The sequence below is a fragment of the Litchfieldia alkalitelluris genome (genome assembly GCF_002153425.1).
In the GTDB taxonomy this organism is placed as follows: Bacteria; Bacillota; Bacilli; order Bacillales; family Salisediminibacteriaceae; genus Evansella; species Evansella alkalicola.
Genome location: NZ_KZ119600.1, coordinates 3,828,953 through 3,853,359 on the forward strand (window position 1 = coordinate 3,828,953; position 24,407 = coordinate 3,853,359).

At 37.4% G+C, this 24,407-nt stretch carries 20 protein-coding genes and 1 pseudogene; 2 read left to right on the top strand and 19 right to left on the bottom strand.

Features of this window, described 5'->3' with window-relative positions; all coding sequences use genetic code 11:
- Nucleotides 1-364 precede the first annotated feature (364 nt).
- Nucleotides 365-1,075: a hypothetical protein gene (locus BW724_RS18325; protein WP_088076587.1), complete on the bottom strand. Its 711-nt coding sequence runs from the start codon at nucleotides 1,073-1,075 to the stop codon at nucleotides 365-367.
- 277 nt (nucleotides 1,076-1,352) lie between these two features.
- Here BW724_RS18325 and BW724_RS18330 point away from each other — a divergent pair, with 277 nt between their 5' ends.
- Nucleotides 1,353-2,438, top strand: coding sequence for a L,D-transpeptidase family protein (locus tag BW724_RS18330; protein WP_088076588.1), 1,086 nt, complete (start codon nucleotides 1,353-1,355; stop codon nucleotides 2,436-2,438).
- A gap of 149 nt (nucleotides 2,439-2,587) precedes the next feature.
- On the opposite strand, the gene BW724_RS18335 is transcribed toward BW724_RS18330, so the two are convergent.
- Nucleotides 2,588-3,211 carry a hypothetical protein gene (locus BW724_RS18335; RefSeq protein WP_088076589.1) on the bottom strand — a complete coding sequence of 208 codons (624 nt, stop codon included), beginning with the start codon at nucleotides 3,209-3,211 and terminating at the stop codon, nucleotides 2,588-2,590.
- A 226-nt stretch (nucleotides 3,212-3,437) separates the two neighbouring features.
- On the opposite strand from BW724_RS18335, the gene BW724_RS18340 reads away from it, so the two are divergent.
- Nucleotides 3,438-3,695: a DUF1292 domain-containing protein gene (locus BW724_RS18340; protein ID WP_088076590.1), complete on the top strand. Its 258-nt coding sequence runs from the start codon at nucleotides 3,438-3,440 to the stop codon at nucleotides 3,693-3,695.
- A gap of 59 nt (nucleotides 3,696-3,754) precedes the next feature.
- Here the strand turns inward: BW724_RS18340 and BW724_RS24460 are convergent, their stop codons facing one another.
- The 17 genes and pseudogenes from BW724_RS24460 to BW724_RS18415 form a co-directional block, all read right to left on the bottom strand.
- Nucleotides 3,755-3,937 (bottom strand): hypothetical protein, encoded by a 183-nt coding sequence (locus BW724_RS24460; RefSeq protein WP_417891408.1) that lies wholly within the window; start codon nucleotides 3,935-3,937, stop codon nucleotides 3,755-3,757.
- Between the two features lie 33 nt (nucleotides 3,938-3,970).
- Nucleotides 3,971-4,333 (bottom strand): annotated as a pseudogene (locus BW724_RS24465) (peptide-methionine (S)-S-oxide reductase MsrA); the annotation flags it as partial.
- Nucleotides 4,334-4,655: 322 nt separating this feature from the next.
- Nucleotides 4,656-6,269 carry a glycoside hydrolase family 43 protein gene (locus BW724_RS18350; protein WP_088076591.1) on the bottom strand — a complete coding sequence of 538 codons (1,614 nt, stop codon included), beginning with the start codon at nucleotides 6,267-6,269 and terminating at the stop codon, nucleotides 4,656-4,658.
- Nucleotides 6,270-6,721: 452 nt separating this feature from the next.
- Nucleotides 6,722-7,564: a carbohydrate ABC transporter permease gene (locus BW724_RS18355; protein WP_417891409.1), complete on the bottom strand. Its 843-nt coding sequence runs from the start codon at nucleotides 7,562-7,564 to the stop codon at nucleotides 6,722-6,724.
- A 53-nt stretch (nucleotides 7,565-7,617) separates the two neighbouring features.
- Nucleotides 7,618-8,499, bottom strand: a complete 882-nt coding sequence (locus BW724_RS18360) for a carbohydrate ABC transporter permease (protein ID WP_088076593.1) — start codon at nucleotides 8,497-8,499, stop codon at nucleotides 7,618-7,620.
- 85 nt (nucleotides 8,500-8,584) lie between these two features.
- Nucleotides 8,585-10,000, bottom strand: coding sequence for an extracellular solute-binding protein (locus BW724_RS18365; RefSeq protein ID WP_088076594.1), 1,416 nt, complete (start codon nucleotides 9,998-10,000; stop codon nucleotides 8,585-8,587).
- 880 nt (nucleotides 10,001-10,880) lie between these two features.
- The gene (locus BW724_RS18370) at nucleotides 10,881-11,690 is read right to left on the bottom strand and encodes a response regulator transcription factor (RefSeq protein WP_088076595.1); all 810 of its coding nucleotides are present in this window, start codon (nucleotides 11,688-11,690) and stop codon (nucleotides 10,881-10,883) included.
- Nucleotides 11,687-13,426: a sensor histidine kinase gene (locus BW724_RS18375; protein WP_235849009.1), complete on the bottom strand. Its 1,740-nt coding sequence runs from the start codon at nucleotides 13,424-13,426 to the stop codon at nucleotides 11,687-11,689. The genes BW724_RS18370 and BW724_RS18375 overlap by 4 nt, the downstream gene beginning before the upstream one ends.
- Nucleotides 13,427-13,723: 297 nt before the next feature.
- Nucleotides 13,724-13,882: a hypothetical protein gene (locus tag BW724_RS23725; RefSeq protein ID WP_176371459.1), complete on the bottom strand. Its 159-nt coding sequence runs from the start codon at nucleotides 13,880-13,882 to the stop codon at nucleotides 13,724-13,726.
- 187 nt (nucleotides 13,883-14,069) lie between these two features.
- Nucleotides 14,070-14,936 carry a carbohydrate ABC transporter permease gene (locus BW724_RS18380; RefSeq protein WP_088076596.1) on the bottom strand — a complete coding sequence of 289 codons (867 nt, stop codon included), beginning with the start codon at nucleotides 14,934-14,936 and terminating at the stop codon, nucleotides 14,070-14,072.
- 17 nt (nucleotides 14,937-14,953) lie between these two features.
- Complete coding sequence (locus BW724_RS18385; RefSeq protein WP_088076597.1) at nucleotides 14,954-15,832, bottom strand: carbohydrate ABC transporter permease; 879 nt, start codon at nucleotides 15,830-15,832, stop codon at nucleotides 14,954-14,956.
- A gap of 141 nt (nucleotides 15,833-15,973) precedes the next feature.
- Nucleotides 15,974-17,359, bottom strand: coding sequence for an extracellular solute-binding protein (locus tag BW724_RS18390; protein ID WP_235849010.1), 1,386 nt, complete (start codon nucleotides 17,357-17,359; stop codon nucleotides 15,974-15,976).
- 1,084 nt (nucleotides 17,360-18,443) lie between these two features.
- Entirely contained in the window at nucleotides 18,444-19,298 is an 855-nt protein-coding gene (locus tag BW724_RS18395) for a carbohydrate ABC transporter permease (RefSeq protein ID WP_235849092.1), read from the bottom strand.
- 37 nt (nucleotides 19,299-19,335) lie between these two features.
- Nucleotides 19,336-20,214 carry a carbohydrate ABC transporter permease gene (locus tag BW724_RS18400; protein WP_088076599.1) on the bottom strand — a complete coding sequence of 293 codons (879 nt, stop codon included), beginning with the start codon at nucleotides 20,212-20,214 and terminating at the stop codon, nucleotides 19,336-19,338.
- Between the two features lie 104 nt (nucleotides 20,215-20,318).
- Nucleotides 20,319-21,644: an extracellular solute-binding protein gene (locus tag BW724_RS18405; RefSeq protein WP_088076600.1), complete on the bottom strand. Its 1,326-nt coding sequence runs from the start codon at nucleotides 21,642-21,644 to the stop codon at nucleotides 20,319-20,321.
- A gap of 116 nt (nucleotides 21,645-21,760) precedes the next feature.
- Entirely contained in the window at nucleotides 21,761-22,567 is an 807-nt protein-coding gene (locus BW724_RS18410; protein ID WP_088076601.1) for a response regulator transcription factor, read from the bottom strand.
- An 18-nt stretch (nucleotides 22,568-22,585) separates the two neighbouring features.
- Entirely contained in the window at nucleotides 22,586-24,325 is a 1,740-nt protein-coding gene (locus BW724_RS18415; RefSeq protein ID WP_235849011.1) for a sensor histidine kinase, read from the bottom strand.
- Nucleotides 24,326-24,407 lie beyond the last annotated feature (82 nt).

Here is a 24,407-nt window from a genome sequence, read left to right on the forward strand (position 1 = left end):
TATTCTCTTAAAAAACATGATAATTTGAGTTCTGTGAATGCTTAAAGGGAAAAACTACTCTTATTTCCCCCTTCCAAGATAAATTCTGCAGCTTAAAGGGAAAAACTCCCCTTAATTTTTTATTATTTTTGTTCACTAACCTACCAAACATTTGCAAATAAAATGTATATTTACTCTCTAGGCGAATAAACGAAAAAAACGAGACAACAGAACCACTCTGTGAAAAGGTCTCGTTTTCCCTATATAATTTTTTCACCCTAGTTTTCACCATCTAACCCCTCTAAACAGAACTACTAACATACCAGGCAGGACCTCTTGCTATTATATATTCCCTGGCTTACTGAGAGCTGAACGTGGACTTCATTTATTTCACTTCAACTATAACCTGATTAACCTTCTTAACAAGCTTCCCCTTTTTTGGTGTGATAACTATGTAAAAATGATTGGCCAAGTTTGTAGCCTTAATGGTTTGAGGCTTCCTCTTATAGTGCTTTTGACAATATCTACTTAGACTTAAGTACTCCTCAAATGGGACTTCTTTATTTTCGTCTATTTTTATATCAGACTTCCCAGCAGCTTTTATTTCCTTGGGCAGTTTGACTTTTTTGGGTTGTTTGACAACTTGGTCTTCCTTCTTCTTTGAAGATTTTATGTATTCCTTCCCCTTACTCTTTTTACTTTTTCTGCCCATTTTCTCTTGCTCTAAGCGCTCTTTGCGACTCATCCCAATGACCGAGATCGTTCCATCTGATGATTTCAATTTATCTGTTACCTTTTCCTTCTGACTTTCTGATTTATTCCTTTGAACTGTTTCTTTTTGTTTTGTCATGTTTTCCTTATTTTTTCCATAGGATTTACTATAACCTTTACTTAAGTGAGTAATGATAAAGGCCATTCCAATCAACAATAGGCCGGACAAAAAACTCATATAAACCCACATAAATGAGAGGTGTAAGCCCCATTCAATGGAGTTCGCTCCCTGTACTGCATAGTATATATAAATGGCAGCTACAGTCCCTACAAGAATTGCTAAATACCCCATTAACTTTAAAAAGGTTCCGAGATTATTTCTCATATTGACCCTCTCCTATTTTAGGCACTCTTTCCCTAATTATATATTCTACCATTTCTGTCTACAAGCTAATCTCATTCTTTAGTTAATAGTTTTTCAATAGTTAGCAAAATGTCGATCTGACCCGAAATAATTTCTGAACATTTCATCACCTTATATTCTTTAAAAGGAACATTTAGTTCTTTATAACGTATATAATAAAGTAACAGAAAAGTGACATCTTTTTCCACAAAACTGACGTTATATAGGTGAAAGAAGAAACGGAAAGGAGGAAGTATAGATGAAAAAACTCATAATGGTTGCTGTTACGCTACTCATAACCATAATGTTTCTTCCTTACTTGACAAATGAAGCCTCTGCTTCAAGTAAACAGTTAATCATCATTGATAAAGCAACGAATCAACTAGCATACTATGAAAACAATGAATTAGTTCGAGTTTTCTCCGTCGGCACTGGTCGAAGCTCTGACTTAACACCAGAGGGAAGCTTTATTATCGTCAACAAAATAGTGAACCGACCTTATTATAAAGAAGATATTCCAGGTGGTGATCCTGCCAATCCCCTTGGGAATCGCTGGTTAGGATTAGATGCTAGAGGTACTTGGGGGACTACTTACGCCATTCATGGAAACAACAATCCTAATTCCATTGGCCACTATGTCAGCGCCGGATGTATTAGGATGCACAATGAAGAAATCAAATGGCTTTTTGAACGTGTTGTGGAAAACACACCTGTCATCATTACCACTTCAGGCCAAGGCTTTCAAGCAATTGCAAAGGCAAATGGATACGACGTGTCACATACATCATATGAAGCAGAATCTCCAGCACCTCCACCACTTGATTGTTCTGCTTTGAGAGAAGGGTGTAGTGGGGAAAAAGTGAGGGAACTACAACATAAGCTGGACGAATTAGGTTATTCTACAGGTGGGGCAGATGGGGATTTTGTGCCTGCCACAAATAAAGCAGTGCTTCAGTTTCAAAAAGATGCCAAGTTATCTGCTGATGGCGTTGTTGGTGCAAAAACATTGGAAGCACTTGATGCAGCATTAAAGGCAATGAAACAGGAGAAAGAAAACAAGAAGAAAGAATCAGAATCAGCTACAAAGGATAAAGATAAGGAAAAGGATAAGAAAGAAGAAAAAGAGGACACAGATGAAGCAGATGAAAAAGGAAATGAGCAGGAAAAGCCTGATGAGAACTTAGAAGATAACAATGCAGATGATAAAGGATTTTACAGGCTTACACTAGACGAGATGATCATTTACACCACCTCTAAAGAAACTTATGAAAGATTCAAAGCTTACGAGAACGGGCATATCGATATTCATTCACATCACAATATGAAAGTTGCCTTGAACTTTTAAGTGAATCATTCACCATTATAAAAACATCCTCTTTGTTTTTAAAGCAAAAGAGGATGTTTTTTCATCTATTTTCAACTTACTTCAGAATGGCGTCACCCAATTCAAGTGTGGCTATTTATATGGTAAATACTTCTCAACTTCCCTTACTTCTAGTTCGCTTTGCTTACATCAGTTTTATCTGAATGAATATCTATTTCCACAGAACGACGAACCCTATCTAAAATAAGATAAACAGATTTAATTTCTTCCTTAAGTTGTTTATTCTCTTCCCTTAATTCTTTCAGTTCATTAGTTACCTTTGAAATCTCATCAAGGGATAACTCTTGATCAAGGGACTGCAATGTAGATAAAATATGTTTTATTTTCACTTCAGATGTCTTGTCATTTTCTGAAGACTGCGTTCCACTCTCATTAGATGTTTGTACACTCATCAAGCTTGGCGTTTCGTTCGGGTTCGACACAGTAGCTTTTTTAGCATTAGCACCTTTACCTTTTATAGCCCCTTTATCTTCCTTCTTACTCGCAGGGCTGTTGAATTTACTATTACTCACTTTTTTCCTCTTTGCTTCTTTTAATTCCTTCTCATATTGTTTTCGTAATGTAGCATTCCAGCGGTATCCACATGCAGCAGCTGTCCGCTTCAGTTTTTCCCCTGCCTCTTTAAAGGCTTTCGTTTGTGTGCTCCCATTCATTAAGTGATCAAGTACTGTATTTGCTAAAAACTCATCATTTTCTTTCGTCCAAGTATCTTTTCTCTCTTTCGTTTTTGCCATTAATAAAAACTCCCTTCAAAGACGTTTGTTAGAATTATAGTCTTATAGAGAAAGTTTTATACTAGAAAATTTATTTAATAGATTTAAATTTGATTTTTTAGAGACCGATCCACCTCGAGCGTGCGCCCCATTACACATGTCTAAACTAAAACTGTCACCACATCGTTTATATGACATGCATTTAGGACACCTTAAAAATATCATCATGAAAAAGAGGTGTTTTACAATGTCTGAACAGGAATTAATCACCATTAAAGATGAAGAAGGTAACGAAAAAGTTTTCCAAGTAGATGCAATGTTCGATATGGGAGACTACACCTATGCCATGATTACATCAGGCGATGAAACCTTGATCATGCGGGTGGAAGAGGATAATGGTGAACAGTCACTCATCTCTGCAACCGAAGAAGAAATTGAGAACTTATTAGCGGCTTATAACATCGCCCTAAATGCAGACTATGATGAGGATCCATTGATACATTAAGCTTGGCTCACGGCTCGGTGGTGCTTCAAATATGAATATGAAATGCACCACCGCCCTTTTTACCAGCGTATCGAATCGATCATTCTAACTAACTCCCTTGCCGCATCCGTTGATAAGTTCCATTCATCTACTATTTCTTCCTTTATATGACGAATCGTTCCATACCCCTTAACAAATCCATTCAAGCGCGCTGCCAAGGTTGACGAAACTAGGTCCTCCTCAGAAGGATAGTGTCGTCTCAACGCCTCTACTGCAGATGGCCACCTTTTTAAATAATACTTTTGATGACGCTCTTCTGCGTTAAAAAAATGGTCGAGTGGGACAATCTCCGTTTCTATTTTCAAACTTAATTGCTGTTCCCATTCTAGTTTCTTTTTAGCTATGATCTCCTGTTGCTCCTGATCTTCATAAAAGAGGATCGACAAATACTGACGACCACCATATTCCCTAACTACTGGACGATGATTATTCCAAAACATATCAACAATATCAGCAAACGATATAATTGTTGGATCGAAATTCACTTGCAATGTTTCAGAATGATCGCCCATTTTTCTGTATGTGGGTGAGGGTGTTGTTCCCCCAGCATAGCCTACTCTCGTACTGATGACTCCTCGTAGATGTCCAAACTGGGCATCTGGTCCCCAGAATCAGCCCATTCCAAATGTAGCTGTTTGAAATTGTTTTGAAGTACTGTACATGTTCACAACTCCTTCCAAAACCGTAGTAATGAGAGATGTACATATGCTCCCTACCCAGCTCTATTACCACCGCAAGATTACTTCAAAATAAAAGGCCCGCGGAAAGCGAGTACCTGGATCAAAAAATCAACATCAAGGTTAAACAGAACCTTATACAAAATAAAGGTAGTATCACCTCATAAGATGATACTACCATAATCAATTTATACATTTAAGCTAAGTGTCAAAACTCTAACTAAGTCCTAATCTGTTATACTTCTTACTCTTCTTCTGGCTTATATACGAAGTAGTCGAAGTCAGCATGCAGGTTTTCACCAGATGTATCTTGACAACGCATACCTACGAATGCACCTGTGAAGAATCCACCACCACGGATATAATCGTCAGACAGCTTGTAAGATTCAAATGTTAATGGAATCTCTGTCCAGTTTTCACCGTCGAAGGAGTAAGAGTACTTGTAAGTAGAAGTCTGCACATCAGAACGCATGTAAACGTACTCTACATCTTCAGGGATTACAATCTCTTGTCCTTGTAATGGCATTGCGAACTCGAAGTTATCGCAAGTCATAATTTCTAGGATACGACCTTTTTCTTCATGCCATGAGATATGAAGGGAATTCCAGTTCTCTGTATTGTAGTAATTAACTAATCCTGCAGACTGCTGGAACGTATCTGGACGGAATGCAACCTTCGTTTCCGCTCTGAAATTAAAGTGCTGCCAGCGACGTGCAACATAAGATTGTGTAAATTTAGACGTTAATGATCCTCTTCCGTGAATACGAAGGTGACCAGGGTTGTCCTTTAAGTTAACAATTTCTTCCCCTAGAGGAACACGTAATGTTTGGAAGTGTGGGTTCAATGTTTCAGAATCGAAATCATCTTTTTCTGGGTAATCAGGGTCCCATTTCACTTCTGGAATGTTTGGTCCTTCAATTTCTAGTGATGGTTCGTTTCCACCAACAACATATGGCCAATCGTTTTTCCACTCTAAACGTTGAATGGCAGTTTCACGGCCTAATGGACAGTATCCACGTGGATCTAGTAAAGGTTGTCCCTCTCTTGGAAGTGGACGACCAGTTAGATGTACTAAGAACCACTCATCAGTATGTGTTTGTACGATAGATGCGTGTCCAGCTTTTTGCAATGGATTACGCGGTGAATAGAAAGAAGAAATTAATGGATTTTCAGGGTGAACCTCGTATGGTCCATTAATATTCTTTGAACGAGCAATCGTTGCATGATGGTCATACTTCGTTCCACCTTCTGCAGTTAATAGGTAGTAATATCCATTTATTTTATAAAGATGAGGAGCTTCTGTTAATTTAACATCTGTTCCTTCGAAAATAATTTCCTTCTTACCTACTAATTTTTGTTGGCTATGATCATACTCTTGAAGCACGATACCATAGAAATTATGATGACCAACACGGTGATCCCATACCATATTTACAAACCATTTCTTCCCATCTTCATCATGGAATAAAGATGGATCAAATCCTGATTGGTTCATAAAAATTGGTTCTGACCATTCACCATCGATTGTGTCACAAGTAACAAGGTAATTCGTTACGTCTTTCCAATTTCCATCAGTTACTTTTACATCTGAGTAAATGAGGTAAAATTGTCCATCTGCATAGGAAATTTGTGGTGCCCAAACTCCACCAGAGTCAGGGTTACCCATCATATTTAATTGGCTAACACGATTTAAAGGACGAGACGCTAATCTCCAGTTCTTTAAATCTTTAGAATGATAAATTCCTACCCCAGGAAACCACTCAAATGTAGAAACAGCTATGTAATAATCTTCCCCTACACGACAAATACTTGGATCTGGGTTGAATCCAGTTAAAATCGGGTTCGTAATTGTTGCCATGAAATGTCCACCTCAATATGTTTAAATTCTTTTCTTCCACGTATCGAATATATCATATACATTCTTTCACATTCAATTGGTATATCGTTTTTATACAAAATTGTCGCAATTTGATCAGTTTTTTTCAGGCTATGTAAAATTATAGGTTGATTATTCATTCTAATAAAGTGTTTGATGAGACCTGCTCAAGCTCACTTTCCGCGGGCGTCTGGTAAGCCTCCTCGTTGCAATGCAACTGCGGGGTCTTACCCCTGCCTTCTATCCCGCAGGAGTCTCTCATGCTCAGGTCTCATCAAATATCCTAAATTAAGGAATATATTGATGCTATGACTAATCAACGTTATTAGTCTTCCACTAAAAAATCAACATTGAAAAAACACAAATCTCATTTACAAAGCCAATTTAACAACTTAAACATCCTCAGTTTTGGAAACCACCCACAAAATTAGCATTTAACCTTTCACTGATCCAGCAGTAATCCCTTCAACAATACGATTACTTAAAATGAAGAATGCGATCAAGATCGGGATAATACTGATCATTAGCGTAGCACCAATCGCACCCCAGTCAGTGGAATATTGACCAACAAAGTTTTGAATACCTACGGTTAAAGTTTTCAAATTATCTGAACTAATAAATGTTTGTACGAAAACAAACTCATTCCAATTATAAATCATATTAATGATCGCAGTTGTTGCTACAACTGGTGCCGTCATCGGTAAAATGATTTGGAAAAACAGTCTGTTAATACTACAACCATCCATAATAGCTGCCTCTTCAATCTCCCTAGGCAATGTATTATAAAAACCAAGGAGGATCATGATGGTCAATGGCATATTAAAGGCTGTATAGGTCAAAATGATCGCCAACAGGTGGTCCATTAAATTGACATTTAAGAAGAAGTTAAATAATGGAATAAGTGTGGAGTGTACTGGGATCATTAATCCTACCATAAACAATCCAAGTACAGGTTTGCTTAATTTCCACCTCATTCTTGTAATTGCAAATGTTACAAGGCTTGCTGTAATTATCGTTAATAGAACGGCACTCCCTGTTACTAAAACACTGTTAAAGAAGTACTGACCAATATTACCTTGGGTCCAAACAGTGACGTAGTTTTCCCATCGTGGTGTTTCTGGTAGTGCCAATGGAGGTAGGTTAAATACTTCCTGATTGTTTTTTAACGAGAATAGAAACAACCATACTAATGGAAAAATTTGAAGAATCGCGACACCAATCAGGAATACATACAAAATAAATTTTGCAATAAGCATTACTGTAGGATTGTCCCACATTGTTTTATGCATATCCGGTGCAACATCTGAATTTGCCAACTTCATCCCTCCTTTTAATATTGGACATTATCTTCTTTAGACTCTGTTACCTTTCGAATTAACCATGTAACTACAAGTGCAAGTAGAAGTAAGAAGAAACCAACCGCACTACCGTAGCCGAAGTTATATGTCCTAAAAGCCTGTTTATACATATAGGAGGCCATTACTTCACTGGCACCATTTGGTCCACCATCTGTCATTACATAGATCAAGTCAAAGTACTTTAATGAACCTACAACCGCAAGTACAATTGTTACTTTAATTACTCCCATAATGAGTGGTAGTTTTATTTTGTATCCAATCTGCCAAGGCGAGGCGCCATCAATTCTAGCCGCTTCAATTAGCTCATTTGGAACATTCTTTAATGCAGCGTAATAAATCAAAATGTAAAAACCTGCATACTGCCAAATGATTGGAATAAATATCGCATATAAAACGATGCTTGTATCAGCTAACCATAACGGTGGGTTCTCTATACCAATGGAAGTTAAAAGACGATTCATAACACCATTTGTTGGGTGGTAAATTCTCATCCATAACTGTGCGATTGCTACAGAGGATAAAAGCATCGGAATAAGATAAATTTTTCTGAAAAGGTCTGCCCCTTTTATTTTTCCAGCCAAGATCATGGATATAATTAAATAGCCGACTAAGCTCAACAATGAAAAAATAGCAAGTAAAAAGGAGTGGTAAGCACTACGCCAGAACATGCTATCACCCATCAAACGGGCATAATTGTCAAAGCCTACCCATACTCTTTCACCAATACCATCCCATCTAGTTAACCCATAGTATCCAGTCAGGAAGATCGGTACATATACAAGTACAACCAGTAAAGCAAATGCTGGAAGGACATAAAGTGCTATGATCTTCTTATTGGACATTACTTTGTCCATTGAACGAACTCTCCCTTCCTAAATAGATTGGAAAGAGGCAGGACTTTAGTGTTGGTTTGTCCAAGCCTCTCCCCATTAGTTAAACCTATTCTTCGTCTACTTCTTCATCTACTGCTTCGTCTGCATCTGCATCATCTTCTGCATCATCAAAATCAACTTCATCTTCACCTTGATTCTCTTCTAATGCTTCTTCATGCTGTCTTGCAAAGTCTTCTGGCGTAACTTCATTACCAAATAGGCTTTGAATTAATGTTAAGTGTGTTTCTGCTACTGCTGCATTCATTTGAACATCAGCGAATAAAGTAATATCTGAAGCATTGTTTAGCTCATCTAACACTTCAATAAATAATGGTGCTAATTCCACTTCGTCCGTATCAACTTGAGTACCAGGAATTACACCTGCATCTTCAACAGATTCTTCACCCCAACGCTGAACAAAGTATTTAACAAACTGCTTCGCTTCATCCTTAACATCAGAAGCTTCAGATACGAATAAACCAACACCAGGTCCACCAACCCAACTATCTATGTCACCTTCTCCACCTTCTACTTCTGGGAATTTAAAGAAGCCAACATTGTCACGGAACTCTTGTGGTACTTCTTCGTTTGTAGTGAAGTTAGGTAAATCCCATGAACCGATTAAATACATAGCTGCATTACCATTCATGAATTCAGCTTTTGCTTCTTGGTCTGAAAGTCCGTTAAACCCTCTAATAAATGCATTGCGGTCAACCATGTTTTGAATTTCAGCCGCAGCTTGAATTAACCCTTCATCTTCAAAAGATCCAGAACGATCAATGGCATCATTCAATGCATTTGCACCATATCGGTCAGCAAGGTACATATACCACATAGACCCTGTCCAACGATCTCTGTTACCAAGTGCGATTGGAGTTACACCATTTTCTGCAAGTGTATCGATGACATTTAGAAACTCATCGTATGTTTCAGGAACATCTAATCCATTTTCTTCAAAAAGCTCTTGGTTGTAGAATACAGGTGCGATGTTAAGTTCAACAGGTAATGCATAAGTTTGTCCATCAAACTCATATGCCTCTCTTGTACCTGCAACGAAATCATCTTCATTTAACTCTTCATCAAAAATATCATCTAATGTAGCAAAACGATTCCCATTAACATAAGGAACCATAAATCCTGCTGGCCAAGTCATCCCCACATCAGGTAGTTGGTTTGATGAAGAGATAATTTGTAGTTGATTTTTATATTGTTCATTTTCTAAAACTTCCATATTGATTGTTACACCAGGATTATCTGCTTCGAATTCAGCAATAATGTCACTCACAATTCTGTGATGGTCTGGAGAGCTACCTGCAGGCCAAATGTGCATGAAGTCTACAACAGCTTCTCCTGCTGGTGCACCATCTCCAGTATCACCTGTGCCTGTGTCACCTGGATCTGGATCTGCGTCACCTCCACAGGCAGCTAATCCTAATAATAAAGTTGCTGCCAATGTTCCTACTTTCAAACGACTTTTAAACATAAAAAATACCTCCTACATTCAATTAAATTAAGTATTCCAATTCGTTAGGCGAAAAATGAATGAAAAGTTCGCCTGCCTTGTTAATACTTACATGTACCTTCGACCTTTGCTCATTAACGGACATACATATTTTTTAATAAAACCTTGAAAAATATTCAACGAATGTAAGAAAGAATAAAGAAACGGCATAAATAACGTGTTTTTAACTCAAAAGCCTATCATTTAATTTGAATTTTGTAGGAAGGTGGGAGGAACTTAACGGTTGTAAGTTCGTAATGTTTACTGCGGAAGGCGGTGGTGAACACATGAGGTTTTCGGGCATATAGGAAAGCATGTGGAAAGTTAACAATTATGTGTTGATCGTGGTCCAGGTGAGGTCTAGGTGCAAAGGGAACTAAAAATAACCCAAATGAAAGTGCCCGATGCATTTATCTGAACTACCTCTGACACTCCTCTAGTTAAGTTATTTAGAATTTTTCCCATAAAAAAAAGTACCTAACTTCTCCAACCTAGGTTATATACAAAATGAATTGTATATATGGTGCACTTGGAGTTTAGCTAGGTACTGTGAATAAGAAATGCAATTGCGTCTAAAAGCGACAGGGGCTAATCCATCTACCTTAATTATGACGCCTTAATTGCATTCTTATCGCAAACATTATAAATGAAACTACAATAAAAGTAAGCGCTTTCTCGACAAAGTCAGACAAATACTTTTATTACTTAACTATTCATAGAATACCATGTTCCTTAATCATGAAAAGGGTACAGTCATTGGGTGAAATACCACTTTTTTTGGATTATTTCCAAGAATTCATACTTTTAATTCTAATTCCAATGAATCAACCTCTTCAAAAGTGCTCTTTCATTTACTTCACTTTCACTTCACTTTCCTTTCCTCTTCCTTGGCTAGTTGTTTTCTATATTGGCTAGGTGTAAACCCTTCAAATTCTTTAAAGATTTTAATAAAGTATTTCGCAGTTTGATACCCTACTTTTTCAGCAATTACTACTATTGGTAAATCAGTGGAGTAGAGTAGCTTTTTAGCAACTTGAAGCCTACGTCTAGTAATATATTCGCTAAAGGTCAATCCTGTTTGCTCTTTAAATAAAACACTAAAATAACTAGCATTTAAATGAACTAAATCTGCCACTTCTTTTTGATTAAGTCTCTCATGAAGATTATTATCAATGAATTGAATGGCTTCCTTTATTAATGCGTGTGTTTGATTTTCATTTTCCTCAATATTTAAAAGTTGTTCATCTACAACCTTTTTGATTAATCCTGAATGCTCTCTACTTTCTTCTATCTTTTTCGCTTTCTCAATAGCTTCTATCAGTTTCGCTTTGCTAATTGGCTTTAGTAGATAATTAACAACACCTAGTTGAATTGCTTTTTGTGCATAATCAAATTCAGAGTACGCTGACATGACAATAACAACAGGAGCCTCCTCCTTCTGTTCTATTAACTTCACAAGCTCTAAACCTGTCATTTCTGGCATACGTATATCGGTTAGGAGGATATGAACCTTTTTTTCTTTTAAAATTTGAAAACCCTCTTTCCCACTCGATGCACAAAGGATCTCAACTAATTCCCCATTGTCTTCTGACCAGATCTCTAATGTTTTCTTTAACCCATTTAATGTAGTAGGCTCATCATCGACGATTAAAATAGTTTTCCAGTAATTCATTGGTCCCCTCCCTTAAAAGGTATTTCAAACGACACTGTTGTTCCTTCCCCTAATGAACTGTGAATGGTAATTCCTCTAATTGATGATTCATTGTAATATAAATTAAGTCTACGATTACAGTTAACTATCGCCATTCCAGTACCATTTGTATCGAATGATGATTCTTCCATATCAAATGAGTTCATGATTTTTTCTACAGTATCCTTTGTCATTCCTACACCATTATCCTTTACTTCAACTCTTAATCTAGATGAATGGTTGGTAGAAGGTTTAATAATAATTTCAACACACCCAGGTCCTGTTTTGTTGCCAACACCATGTAAGATGGCATTCTCTACTAATGGTTGAATTAAAAGCTTCGGTAGTTTTACATGATAATGCTCCGATGAGACAGATAAACGCCAAATTAACCTTGAGCCAAATCTTACCCTCATAATTTTCAGATAACGTTCGATATGATTTATTTCTTCCTTTAATTCAACCCAGTCATCTTCCTTTGGGTGACTGATGGTATAACGAAACAAATCAGACATATCCAATACATAATCAGCAAGCTTTTCTTCTCCCTTTGCTTCCAAAGACCAATACAATGCATCTAAAGTATTATAAAGAAAATGAGGGTTAATTTGAGCTTGGAGTGCTTTTAATTCAGATCGACTTTTATTTAGCTCTTTTTCATAAACTTCTTGAATTAATGAATTCATCGTTTCTACCATTTGATTATATGTATTATTTAACTCATTAATCTCATAGGTAGAAGACGTTTCGCTGTGAGCCTTCAACGAACCTAGTTTTCCATATCGCATCGTCTTTGTTAATTTTAAGATTGGCCTCGTTATCATCGTAGAAAAGAAGATAGAAAATAATAGATAAATAACAAATCCTAATGCACCTGAAATGATAATCGCTGTTTTTAAAACAGGTAAATCCCTAGTAACAGCTTGGACCGGAGTCAATATGATCGTCTTCCAGCCTGTTTTCTCAGACATATGACTGACCATCATATATTCCTGATCGTCTATGTGAATGTGATTCTCGTTTGTCAAAAACTTGCTAGTGTCTCCTATATAATTGGACGTAACAGGTTCCTCTGAGGAATCAAAAAGGATCATATACTCCTCCTCTTGATTCGTGTCCTCAAATTCAAAGTAATTATCTTTCATTCTAACTAGTAAATAACCACCATGGGAAAACCAGCGTTCCATTAAAGTAATTTGTTTAATTGCTATGAAATAGTTCGGATCAGCAGGATCTGTCCCCACCCAAACCGTTCTCCCTTTCACTTCTTCTGCCTGTTGAATCCATTGTTCATCAATTCGATGGGACAATTCCCCTTCATGTAATGGAAATAATCTTTTATGATCAGCTCGATAAATCTCAATATTATCAACATTGTTGTAATAGGCTAGATATGAATTTACGAGATACATTAACGATTGTCTTTGTTGAAATGAAGGGGGATTACCCTTAACATCATGAAGGAGTATGTGCTGAATATTTGCATTCGTTGATATTTGTGTCATCAAAGACTCAAGCTGCTCATAAAGCGCTTCCATTTTCCCGCTAGCTTGAATGGCAGTCTGCTGGATTTGCTTTTCTGCATTATCTTTCAACACAGCAGAAACCCAATTATAAGTATTAACACCTACAATTAATAAAACAATAACCATAACTGATATGAAAACTACGGAAATTTGATTTCTTAAGGTGTTCCACTTTCTTAATCGCGTCCACAAAGCATTTTCCAGCCTTTCTATCTATAATACTTTTATGTCACAAGTTTAGCATATTATTTTTTTCAATGATATACTTTCCCTCATTTAAAATTATGCTAGTAAATCTAATAGGATACTAGACAAAATTCTTTAAATTCTTTAGATTCATCCACCCTTTTTTCTGTCCGCAAGCGTTAAATATATAAATAGTAAGAACCAACTACTGAGCAGCAGTTGGTTCTTAGGTATATATCAATTAATATCCTCCTCATAAATGCAACCTCATAAGTAGATATACTTAATAGCATCATCGTTGGTTCATTTTTTACGACCTCCATAAATTATTAAAAAAATAGCAACTAAAAGTAACAGCATGGCAATTAGATTGGGGATATGTGTAATAAAGCGTTCAACTAATTGTACGGTTACAAATATAAGAAGGCCTATTACCAAAAAGGGAGATAATGTTTTTTTCATTATCAATTCACTCCTTTACAATTATTCTCTTTTTCAATTAACAGTGTTACTGGAATTACATAGCTACGAAAAAAAGAGACAAATTCACTTAGTCAATTAGTCTCTTTTTTATGCCATATAAATATTTAGTTTTACCCCTACTAATGTATCTATCTACTAAATATGGGGCTCTATTCACTAATTTATATTAACCTTTTATAGAACCTGCAGTAATCCCTTCCACAATACGATTACTTAAAATGAAGAACGCAATGAGTATCGGCAAAATACTAATCATCAACGTTGCACCAATTGCTCCCCAGTCCGTTTGATACTGGCCAATAAAGTTTTGAATACCTACCGTTAACGTCTTGAATTTATCCGAACTGATAAACGTATTAACAAATACATATTCATTCCAATTGTAAATCATATTGATAATCGCCGTCGTGGCAACAACTGGCGCTGTCATTGGTAAGGTTATCTGGAAGAACAACCTGTGTACAGAACAACCATCCATGATTGCTGCTTCCTCAATATCCCTTGGGAGTGTATAGTAAAAACCTAACAATATCATGATCGTGATTGGCATGTTAAAGGCTGTATAGGTTAATATAATCGCTAATGGATGGTCCATCAAATTTACATTTAAAAAGAAATTAAAGAGGGGAATAAGCGTCGAGTGTACTGGAATCATGAGTCCAACCATAAACATTCCTAATACTAAACTACTTAACTTCCATTTCATCCTAGTAATTGCAAAAGTTACAAAGCTTGCGAATATCACAGTTAATATGACAGCAGAAGCCGTGATGTATACACTGTTAAAGAAATACTGTCCAATGTTCCCTTCTGTCCAAACCCTTGCATAGTTTCCCCATTGAGGATCCTGTGGTAGGGCAAGTGGAGGAAGGTTAAATACTTCTTGATTATTCTTAAGTGAAAAAAGAAAGAGCCATACTAGAGGGAGTACTTGGACAACAGCAATAACGATTAAAAACGTATAAAGGAACAGTTTGGCTACCTTCTGAAGCACTGGTTTCTCTGTCGAACTAGGTTTGTGGTCTTTTTCCATTTCCAAGGAACCTCCTTTTAGTATTGTACTTCTTCTTTCGTTGCCGTTAATTTACGAATAATATAAGTAATTATTAAACATAAGATTAGTAGGAAAAACCCTACAGCACTACCATATCCAAAATTGTAGGTAGTAAATGCTTGCTTATACATATAAGATGCAATAACTTCACTGGCACCATTTGGGCCACCCTGGGTCATCACCCATATTAGATCGAAGTATTTTAATGACCCTACAACTGCTAAAACAATCGTCACCTTAATTACGCCTGCAATTAAAGGCAATTTTATTTTATATCCAATTTGCCATGGACTTGCACCATCTATTCTTGCAGATTCTACCAATTCATTTGGAACATTCCTTAAAGCAGCATAATAAATTAGAATATAGAAACCTGCATACTGCCAAATAATCGGAATGAAGATAGAATATAATACGATATTTGTATCAGCTAGCCATAGGGGCGGTTGCTCAATGCCTATAGATGTTAAAAGTCTATTCATTACCCCATTTGTCGGGTGATAAATTCTCATCCATAACTGGGCAATAGCCACAGAAGATAAGAGCATTGGTATTAAATACACTTTCCTGAATAAGTCTGCACCTTTAATCCTTCCCGATAAAACAAGGGATACTAAAAGGTATCCAATGAGACTAATAACAGAGAAGATGGCAAGTAATAATGAGTGCCTGGCACTTCGCCAAAAAGCTGAATCCACGATGAGATTTCTATAGTTTTCTAACCCTATAAATTCCATCGATCCTATTCCATCCCACTTCATCAGACCATAATAACCAGTAAGGACGATTGGTATATAAACAAGTAACATTAATAGAAGGAATGCAGGGAGTACATAAAGGGCTATTACCTTTTTGTCAGACATAACTTTGTTCATAAAAACTTCTCTCCCTTCCTGCAATGAAGGAGGGCGCCTCATATTGTAAAAGGCTATCCTACAGCCTTTAGAGACACCCTCCCCATGCAATGCTATCACTGATTTTTCAACAAGTTTTATGAGATTTTACATTACACAACTTTACTCTTCAGCTGCCAGAGCTTCTTCGTGCTGCTTCGCATAATCTTCCGGAGTTACTTCGTTTCCGAATAATGCCTGAATTAAATCTAAATGGACTTCTGCTACACTAGCACTCATCTGAACATCTGCAAACAGTGTAAGGTTATTTGCATTATTCAACTCATCTAATACTTGGATAAATAGATCTGGAAGATCCACAGCATCTGTATCAACCTGCGTTCCTGGAATTACACCAGCGTCAACAACTGCTTGCTCTCCCCAACGCTCAACGAAATATTTAACAAACTGTTTTGCTTCCTCTTTCACATCAGAATCTTCAGCTACGAACAATCCAACACCAGGTCCACCAACCCAGCTGTTAATGTTTCCTTCACCACCGTCAACTTCAGGGAATTTGAAGAAATTAACACTATCCCTAAACTCTTGATCCACCTCTTCATTTGTAGTGTAGTTTGGTAGATCCCAAGAACCGATTAGATACATAGCAGCATTTTCATTCATAAACTCAGATTTTGCCTCTTGATCAGTTAAACCATTAAATCCACGAATGAACGCGTCACGATCTACAAGATTTTGAATTTCTTCAGCTGCCTCAATTAAGGCTGCGTTTTCAAAGCTACCAGATCGATCGATAGCATTGTTAAGTGCCGAATCTCCACCAATACGGTCTGCTAGGTACATGTACCATAGAGATCCAGTCCATCTCTCTCTGTTACCTAAAGCGATTGGTGTTACACCATTCTCTACTAATGTATCTACAACATTCAGAAAATCGTCGTATGTTTCTGGAGCACCGAGTCCATACTCGTCAAATATTGCTGTGTTATAGAAGACTGGTGCAATATTTAACTCTAATGGAAGTGCATATGTTACACCGTCTACTTCGTAAGCTTCCCTTACGCCACCTACGAATGAGCTCCTAAATTCATCATCTAAAATATCTTCTAGTGATGCAAACCTTTCACCACGTACGTACGGCTCCATAAATCCAGCTGCCCAAGTCATCCCAACGTCAGGAAGTTGGTTTGCTGAGGAAACGATTTGTAGTTGATCTTTATATTGTTCATTTTCTAAAATCTCTAATTCTACTGTTACATGGGAATGCATGTCTTCGAATTCAGCAATGATTTCATCAACGATACGCTTATGGTCTGGTGAACTACCTTGAGGCCATAAATGCATAAAGTTAATAACTACATCCTCTTGTTCCGTTGCATCTTCTCCACTATCACCATCATCTTCTTCCACATCATCAGTACCTTCATCTACTGTACCCGTGTCATCAGGTTCTGAGTCCGAATCTGCTTCGTCGTCACCGCATGCTGCTAAAACAAAAACTGTCATTAAAAGCAACACCGCCAATAAAGTAAACGCTTTCTTGAACAATTGCAAAACCCCCTTTGATTTCTTTGAATCACTAATAGAATACCATGGGAAATCCCTTCCAAGAGGGCATGTTGTTTGGTAGAAATTCCATTATTATTAGAATATTTTTACAAAGGGTGCGCAGGCAATATGCTGCAGTACTCTCTGCAACTTTGTTCGACAATTTTCTTTTCTGAAACTAGGAATCTGTGGTTATGAGACTGGCTTATTGACTGTTTTCATGTGCAAAACTTGGGATCTGTGATTATCGAGCCTGGCTTATTGACAGATTTCCTTCGCAAAACTTCAAATCTGTCAATATTGCCTTGCCTTATCGACAGATTTTACTCCTAAAACTTCGAATCTGTCGGTATCACGCTCTCTTATCGACTGTTTTGCTTAGTTTCAATGCAAATCTGTCGGTATCACGCTCTCTTATCGACAGTTTTACTTAGTTTCTATGCAAATCTGTCGGTATTACGCTCTCTTATCGACTGTTTTGCTTAGTTTCAATGCAAATCTGTCGGTATCACGCTCTCTTATCGACTGTTTTGCTTAGTTTCAATGCAAATCTGTCGGTATTACGCTCTCTTATCGACAGTTTTGCTTAGTTTCAATGCAAATCTGCCGGTATCACCTTGACTTATCGACAGATTTTACTCCTAAAACTTCAAATCTGTCGGTATGAACTCATCTTCTTAAAAACAAGATATTACAACGCTCCCCCTCTCCCCCTCCATGATATAAACTATCTTTAACAACGCAAAAAAGGCCCCCACAACTAGGGAGCTTTTTTCACAGTGAACATTTTAAATCACTATATATAAAAATGGGGGAATTACTACTATTATCCCCTTCTCGCCATTTATTTAAACGCGAAGAGCACAATTAAACCCAATTATTTTGCGATAATCTGATTAACGTTGTTTGATTTGTTACTTCCCTGATCAAACTTTACTTTTTATTAATCAATTTTACCCCTTTTGCTCAACTCCACACCCTCTTACTAAATTAATTTACCTCATTATCGAATTCACTTTCGTTCAGCTTTCTTCAATTTCCACATACTAATCGCTTTTCACAAAACCTAATAAACCAAACCAATTTACCCTTTCACTGATCCTGCAGTAATCCCTTCTACAATACGATTACTTAATACGAGGAACGCAATAAGGATTGGAATAATACTGATCATTAATGTGGCACCAATGGCACCCCAGTCCGTTTGGTATTGACCGATAAAGTTTTGAATACCAACCGTAAGTGTCTTAAATTTATCTGAACTGATGAATGTGTTTACAAATACAAACTCATTCCAATTGTAAATCATGTTGATGATCGCTGTTGTTGCAACTACTGGAGCTGTCATAGGCAACGTAATTTGGAAAAACAGTCTGTGGACAGAGCACCCGTCCATAATAGCTGCTTCTTCAATCTCACGTGGCAACGTGTAATAGAAGCCTAACAGAATCATGATCGTAATTGGTAAATTAAAGGCCGTATATGTCAGTATGATCGCTAATGGATGATCCATTAAATTGATGTTTAAAAAGAAATTAAATAACGGTATCAGTGTTGAATGTACTGGAATCATTAAACCTACCATGAATAGCCCTAACACCAAAGTACTCAATTTCCACTGCATACGCGTGATTGCAAAAGTTACTAAACTAGCAAATAGTACCGTTAAGATTACAGCTGATGCCGTTATATAAACACTGTTAAAAAAGTACTGTCCTATATTCCCCTGCGTCCAAACATTCACATAGTTCCCCCACTGAGGGTCCTGCGGAAGTGCCAATGGCGGCAGGTTAAATACTTCCTGGTTATTCTTTAGTGAAAAGAGAAACAACCATACTAAAGGAAGAAGTTGGAGAACAGCGACACCAATTAAAAATACGTATAATATTATTTTTGCCACGCGCTGAAAGATGGGTTTATCAGACAGCCGTTTTGGCATTTCTGTAGATTGATCTATTCCCATTTCCAAGACCTCCTTAGTATTGTACATCTTCTTTACTAGCAGTTAATTTACGGATGAAATAAGTAACAATCAGACATAGAATTAATAAAAAGAAACCAATGGCACTACCGTATCCAAAGTTATAAGTATTGAATGCCTGCTTATACATGTAAGAGGCAATTACCTCACTGGCACCATTAGGTCCACCCTGTGTCATTACCCAGATGAGGTCGAAATATTTCAATGATCCAACTACGGCTAAAACGATAGTAACTTTAATGACTCCTGCAATTAATGGTAGCTTAATTTTGTAGCCAATCTGCCATGGTGTTGCACCATCAATCCGAGCTGCTTCTACCAACTCGTTCGGTACATTTTTCAGTGCTGCATAATAAATCAAAATGTAGAAACCTGCATACTGCCAAATGATCGGAATGAATATGGAATACAATACAATATTCGTGTCAGCGAGCCATAATGGCGTATTTTCTATACCAATGGACTCTAGGAATCTATTTATTACCCCGTTTGTTGGGTGATAAATGCGCATCCATAGCTGTGCAATGGCAACAGATGACAGGAGCATTGGAATTAAATAAATTTTACGGAATAAATCTGCACCCTTTATTTTTCCAGCTAAAACCATAGATATAATCAAGTAACCTACTAAACTTAAAACAGAGAATATTGCTAGTAATCCAGAGTGACCCGCACTTCTCCAAAAGGTAGAATCCTGAAGCAGTCGCTGATAGTTATCTAGGCCAATAAATTCCATTGCACCAATACCATCCCAGCGCATTAAACCATAGTACCCTGTCAATATGATTGGGATATAAACAAGTACCATGAGTAAAAGGAATGCAGGGAGGACATACAGTGCAATGACCTTTTTATCTGACATGACTTTATTCATTTAAGTTTCTCTCCCTTCATTTTATAAGAGAAAGGGTGCCTAAAAAGGCTGCATTCTTTTGGCCTCTTAAGACACCCTCATTACGCACTAGACGTGCCCCTTTTCTACTCTTCTTCTAGCAGTGCCTGTTCGTGTTGTTGTGCAAACTCTTCAGGAGTTATTTCAAGACCATATAACGCCTGAATTAAATCAAGATGTGTGTCCGCTACATTGGCACTCATTTGAACATCTGCATACATTGTAATGTTTGTTGCATTATTTAACTCATTTAATACGTCAATAAACAAATCAGGTAAATCGACAGCGCTTGTATCCACTTGCGTTCCAGGAATGATACCAGCTTCCTCTACGGATTGTTCACCCCAACGCTCTACAAAGTGCTTAACAAAGTCCTTCGCTTCCTCTTTTACATCTGAGTTTTCAGCAACGAAAAGGCCTACACCAGGTCCACCGACCCAGCTGTCAACATCACCTGCTCCGCCTTCTACTGCTGGGAATCGAAAAAAGTCAATGCTGTCTCTGAACTCTTGTGGAACATCTTCATTCGTTGTGAAGTTTGGTAAATCCCAAGAACCAATCATATACATGGCGGAATTACCATTCATAAATTCTGATTTCGCTTCTTGGTCGGATAAACCGTTGAAGCCTCGAATAAATGCATCTCGTTCAACCATTGTTTGTATTTCCCTTGCCGCATCGATTAATGCATCGTTTTCAAAGCTACCTGTACGGTCAATGGCTTCATTTAAAGCTGTTTCCCCACCAAAACGGTCAGCAAGGTACATATACCACATGGATCCCGTCCAAGCATCTCTGTTTCCAAGTGTGATTGGCGTCTCGCCATTTTCTACTAATGTATCAATAACCTGTAAAAATTCATCGTATGTCTTAGGTACTTCTAAACCGTATTCTGCAAAAATTGCTTGATTGTAGAAAACAGGAGCAATATTTAACTCAACAGGAAGGGCATATGTTTCTCCGTCCACTTGATATCCGTCAAGAACTCCTCCTACAAAGGAATCTCTAAATTCATCATCAAAAATATCTTCTAAAGAAGCAAAACGCTCGCCCCTTACATACGGCTCCATAAACCCTGCAGCCCATGTCATTCCCACATCAGGTAACTGATTAGAGGAAGAAATAACTTGAAGTTGGTTTCTATACTGTTCATTCTCTAATGTTTCCACTTCCACCGTTACATGTGGATGCATCTCTTCAAATTCAGCAATAATGCCATCTACTATTCTATTATGGTCTGGTGAACTTCCAGACGGCCAAAGGTGCATAAAGTCAATCGTTACATCCTCTTGCCCGTTTCCAGCTTGATCACCACTGCCAGTTTCAGTCGGCTCATCCCCTGAGCAGGCAGCAAATAAAAGGACTGATGTAAATCCTACAGCCATTACTTTCGTAAACGCTTTCTTAAACATGTCAAAATCCCCCTGATCGTCAAGTTGTGTTGTAAGTACGCTTACAAGTTTAGCATCACAACTCAGGGGGAGGTAAGGGAACACTATTTAGGAATTAGTGCACAATATTTAGAAAACTAGAAAACATTCCTCTCTTTTTTATACTCTTTTCTAAACTGGTTCGGAGTCATTTCCACACTTTCCTTAAAAAGTCTTGTAAAATACTTTGGCGTCTGATAACCTACAGCTTCAGAAATTTCATTAATCGTTAACTCTGTAGTCAACAATAAATGCTTTGCCTTCTGGATCCTGCTACGAGTCACATACTGACTAAAATTCAAATTTGTTTTTTCCTTAAATAAGGCACTCAAATAACTAGGATTTAAATGGACTCGCTCCGCAACCTCACTCAGGCTAAGCTGATGATCTAGATTGTCATCGATATATGTCATCACTTCTTTAATGGGAGAAGCCGATGCCATTCCTTCTATGTCCCCATCTTCTTTACCTTGCACTAAGTCCTCATCAAAAGCTACTTGCATTAAAACTGCACGCTCTCGCATCTCGTCCTCTTTCAACGCCTTCTCTACCGCATCAACCAATTTATCCTTCGCTACAGGTTTTAGGAGATAATTAACGACTCCCAATCGAATCGCTTCCTGGGCATAATCAAACTCAGAGTATGCAGACATGATAATGACAACCGGCTTATGTTTTTTTAGAACATCAAGCATACCCAACCCCGTCATCTCAGGCATTTTAATATCAGTAATGATTAAATTGACTTTTTTGTTGGTGAAAACTTGAATCGCTTCCGCTGCACTGGACGCTGTAATTAATTCCAGCTTATCCCCTGCCCAAGCATCCAGTACTTTCATAACCCCTCTCCTAGTTCGAGGTTCATCATCTACGATTAAAACTGTTTTCGTCTGGTTAATTTTCATTGACCCTGATCCCTCCATTCATCCATTCAAAGGCAATCTAATGAAAACACACGTCCCTTTCCCAAGTGCACTTTCCAACTTTATTCCGTTTTGTCCATCATCAGGAAATGAAAGACGCAATCTCTGATTAACATTCACTAATGCCATACCATGTTTTGTCGTTACTGAATGATTTGTATCTGTATCCGTTAGTCTAGCTGTGACCTCATGAAGAGTTCCTTCTTCCATTCCAGCACCATCATCTTTTACTTCAATAACTAAATAACCCTTTCCATTCCAGTCTTCAGGTCTCACATTGACCTCAACTGAACCAACTCCCACCTTATTTCCAATACCATGTAAAATAGCGTTTTCCACAATGGGTTGAATAATTAGCTTAGGAATTTCCACTATTTCGAACTCCTTAGGCATGTTAACCTTCCATGTTAACCGATCTTCAAACCGGATTTTCATAATTCGCATATACCGCTCCACATGGGTTATCTCTTCTTTCAAAGTCACCCAATCTTCCTTTTGTGAATTACTGATCGTATAGCGAAACAAGTCAGCCATGTCTAATACATATTCGGAGAGCTCATCCTCTCCTTTTTCCAACAGATCCCAATAAAGAGCTTCTAATGTGTTAAAAAGAAAGTGTGGATTGATTTGTGCTTGAAGGGCTTTCAGCTCAGCCCTACTACGATGAAGCTCTTTTTCATAAACTACTTGAATAAGATGATTCATCGTTCCAACCATGGTATTATACGTTGCATTTAATTCATCTATCTCAATAGTCGATGGAATAGACGGGTTTTCCTTAAGTGCACCTGCACTACCATCACGCATCGTCTCCGTCAACTTTTGAATCGGTCTTGTTATCATTGTCGACAGTGGATAAGTAACTACAATGAATAATACACAACCTAATCCAACAGCGATCATAAGGGCTGTCCTAAGAACAGATACATCCTTTGTTACTGTACTAACTGGCGTTAAAAATATCGTTTCCCAACCAGTTATTTCTGAATGGTGACTTACCAGCATATATTCTTCATCATCAATGATTATATTTTCCCTGGATTCATTTAAAATAAGCTCATGATCTCCATCAAAATTAGATGAAATTAGGGAAGATTCTTGATCTAAAACGATAATATACTCTCCTTGATCTTGAGAATCCTCTACACTTAAATAATCCTGCTTCACTCTAGCAACTAAATAACCTCCTGGAGAAAACCATCTTTCTAATAACGTTACTTGTTTGATGGCGAGGTAGTAATTTTCGTCCCACGGATCCTCTCCTGCAAAAACCATTTCTCCTTTGTTTTCATCGGCCTTCTCGATCCATTTCCGATCTACTACACTATACAAATTTCCATGATTCAGTGGAAGGATTCGATCCCCATCATTTAAATATAGCTCAAAGGATTCAATTCCTTTTGTATATGCCAAAAACAAATCAACTACTTGCATCAAATACTGGCGTTCCTCAAAATTAGTTGTATATCCGTCAAGCTCTTTTAACAGTAATTCTTGTACATTTATATTTGTTGACACTTGGCTTGATAATAGCTCCACTTGCTCATAAAGCGCCTCCATCCTCCCACTAGCTTGGACTGCAGTCTGCTGAATTTGCCGTTCTGCATTATCCTGTAACATAGAAGAAACGATTTGAAATGTAATGATACTTACAATCGAAAAAACAAAAATCATCACAATCAAAAAAACTATTAATATTTGATTACGTAAAGTATTGCGTTTTTTTAAAAAAGAAAGCACTGCACCAAACCGCCTTTCTAGCACTTCTAGTTGTTATATTAAATCTAATATCCCTGAGTTCTCCTTGGAATACACTGCATAA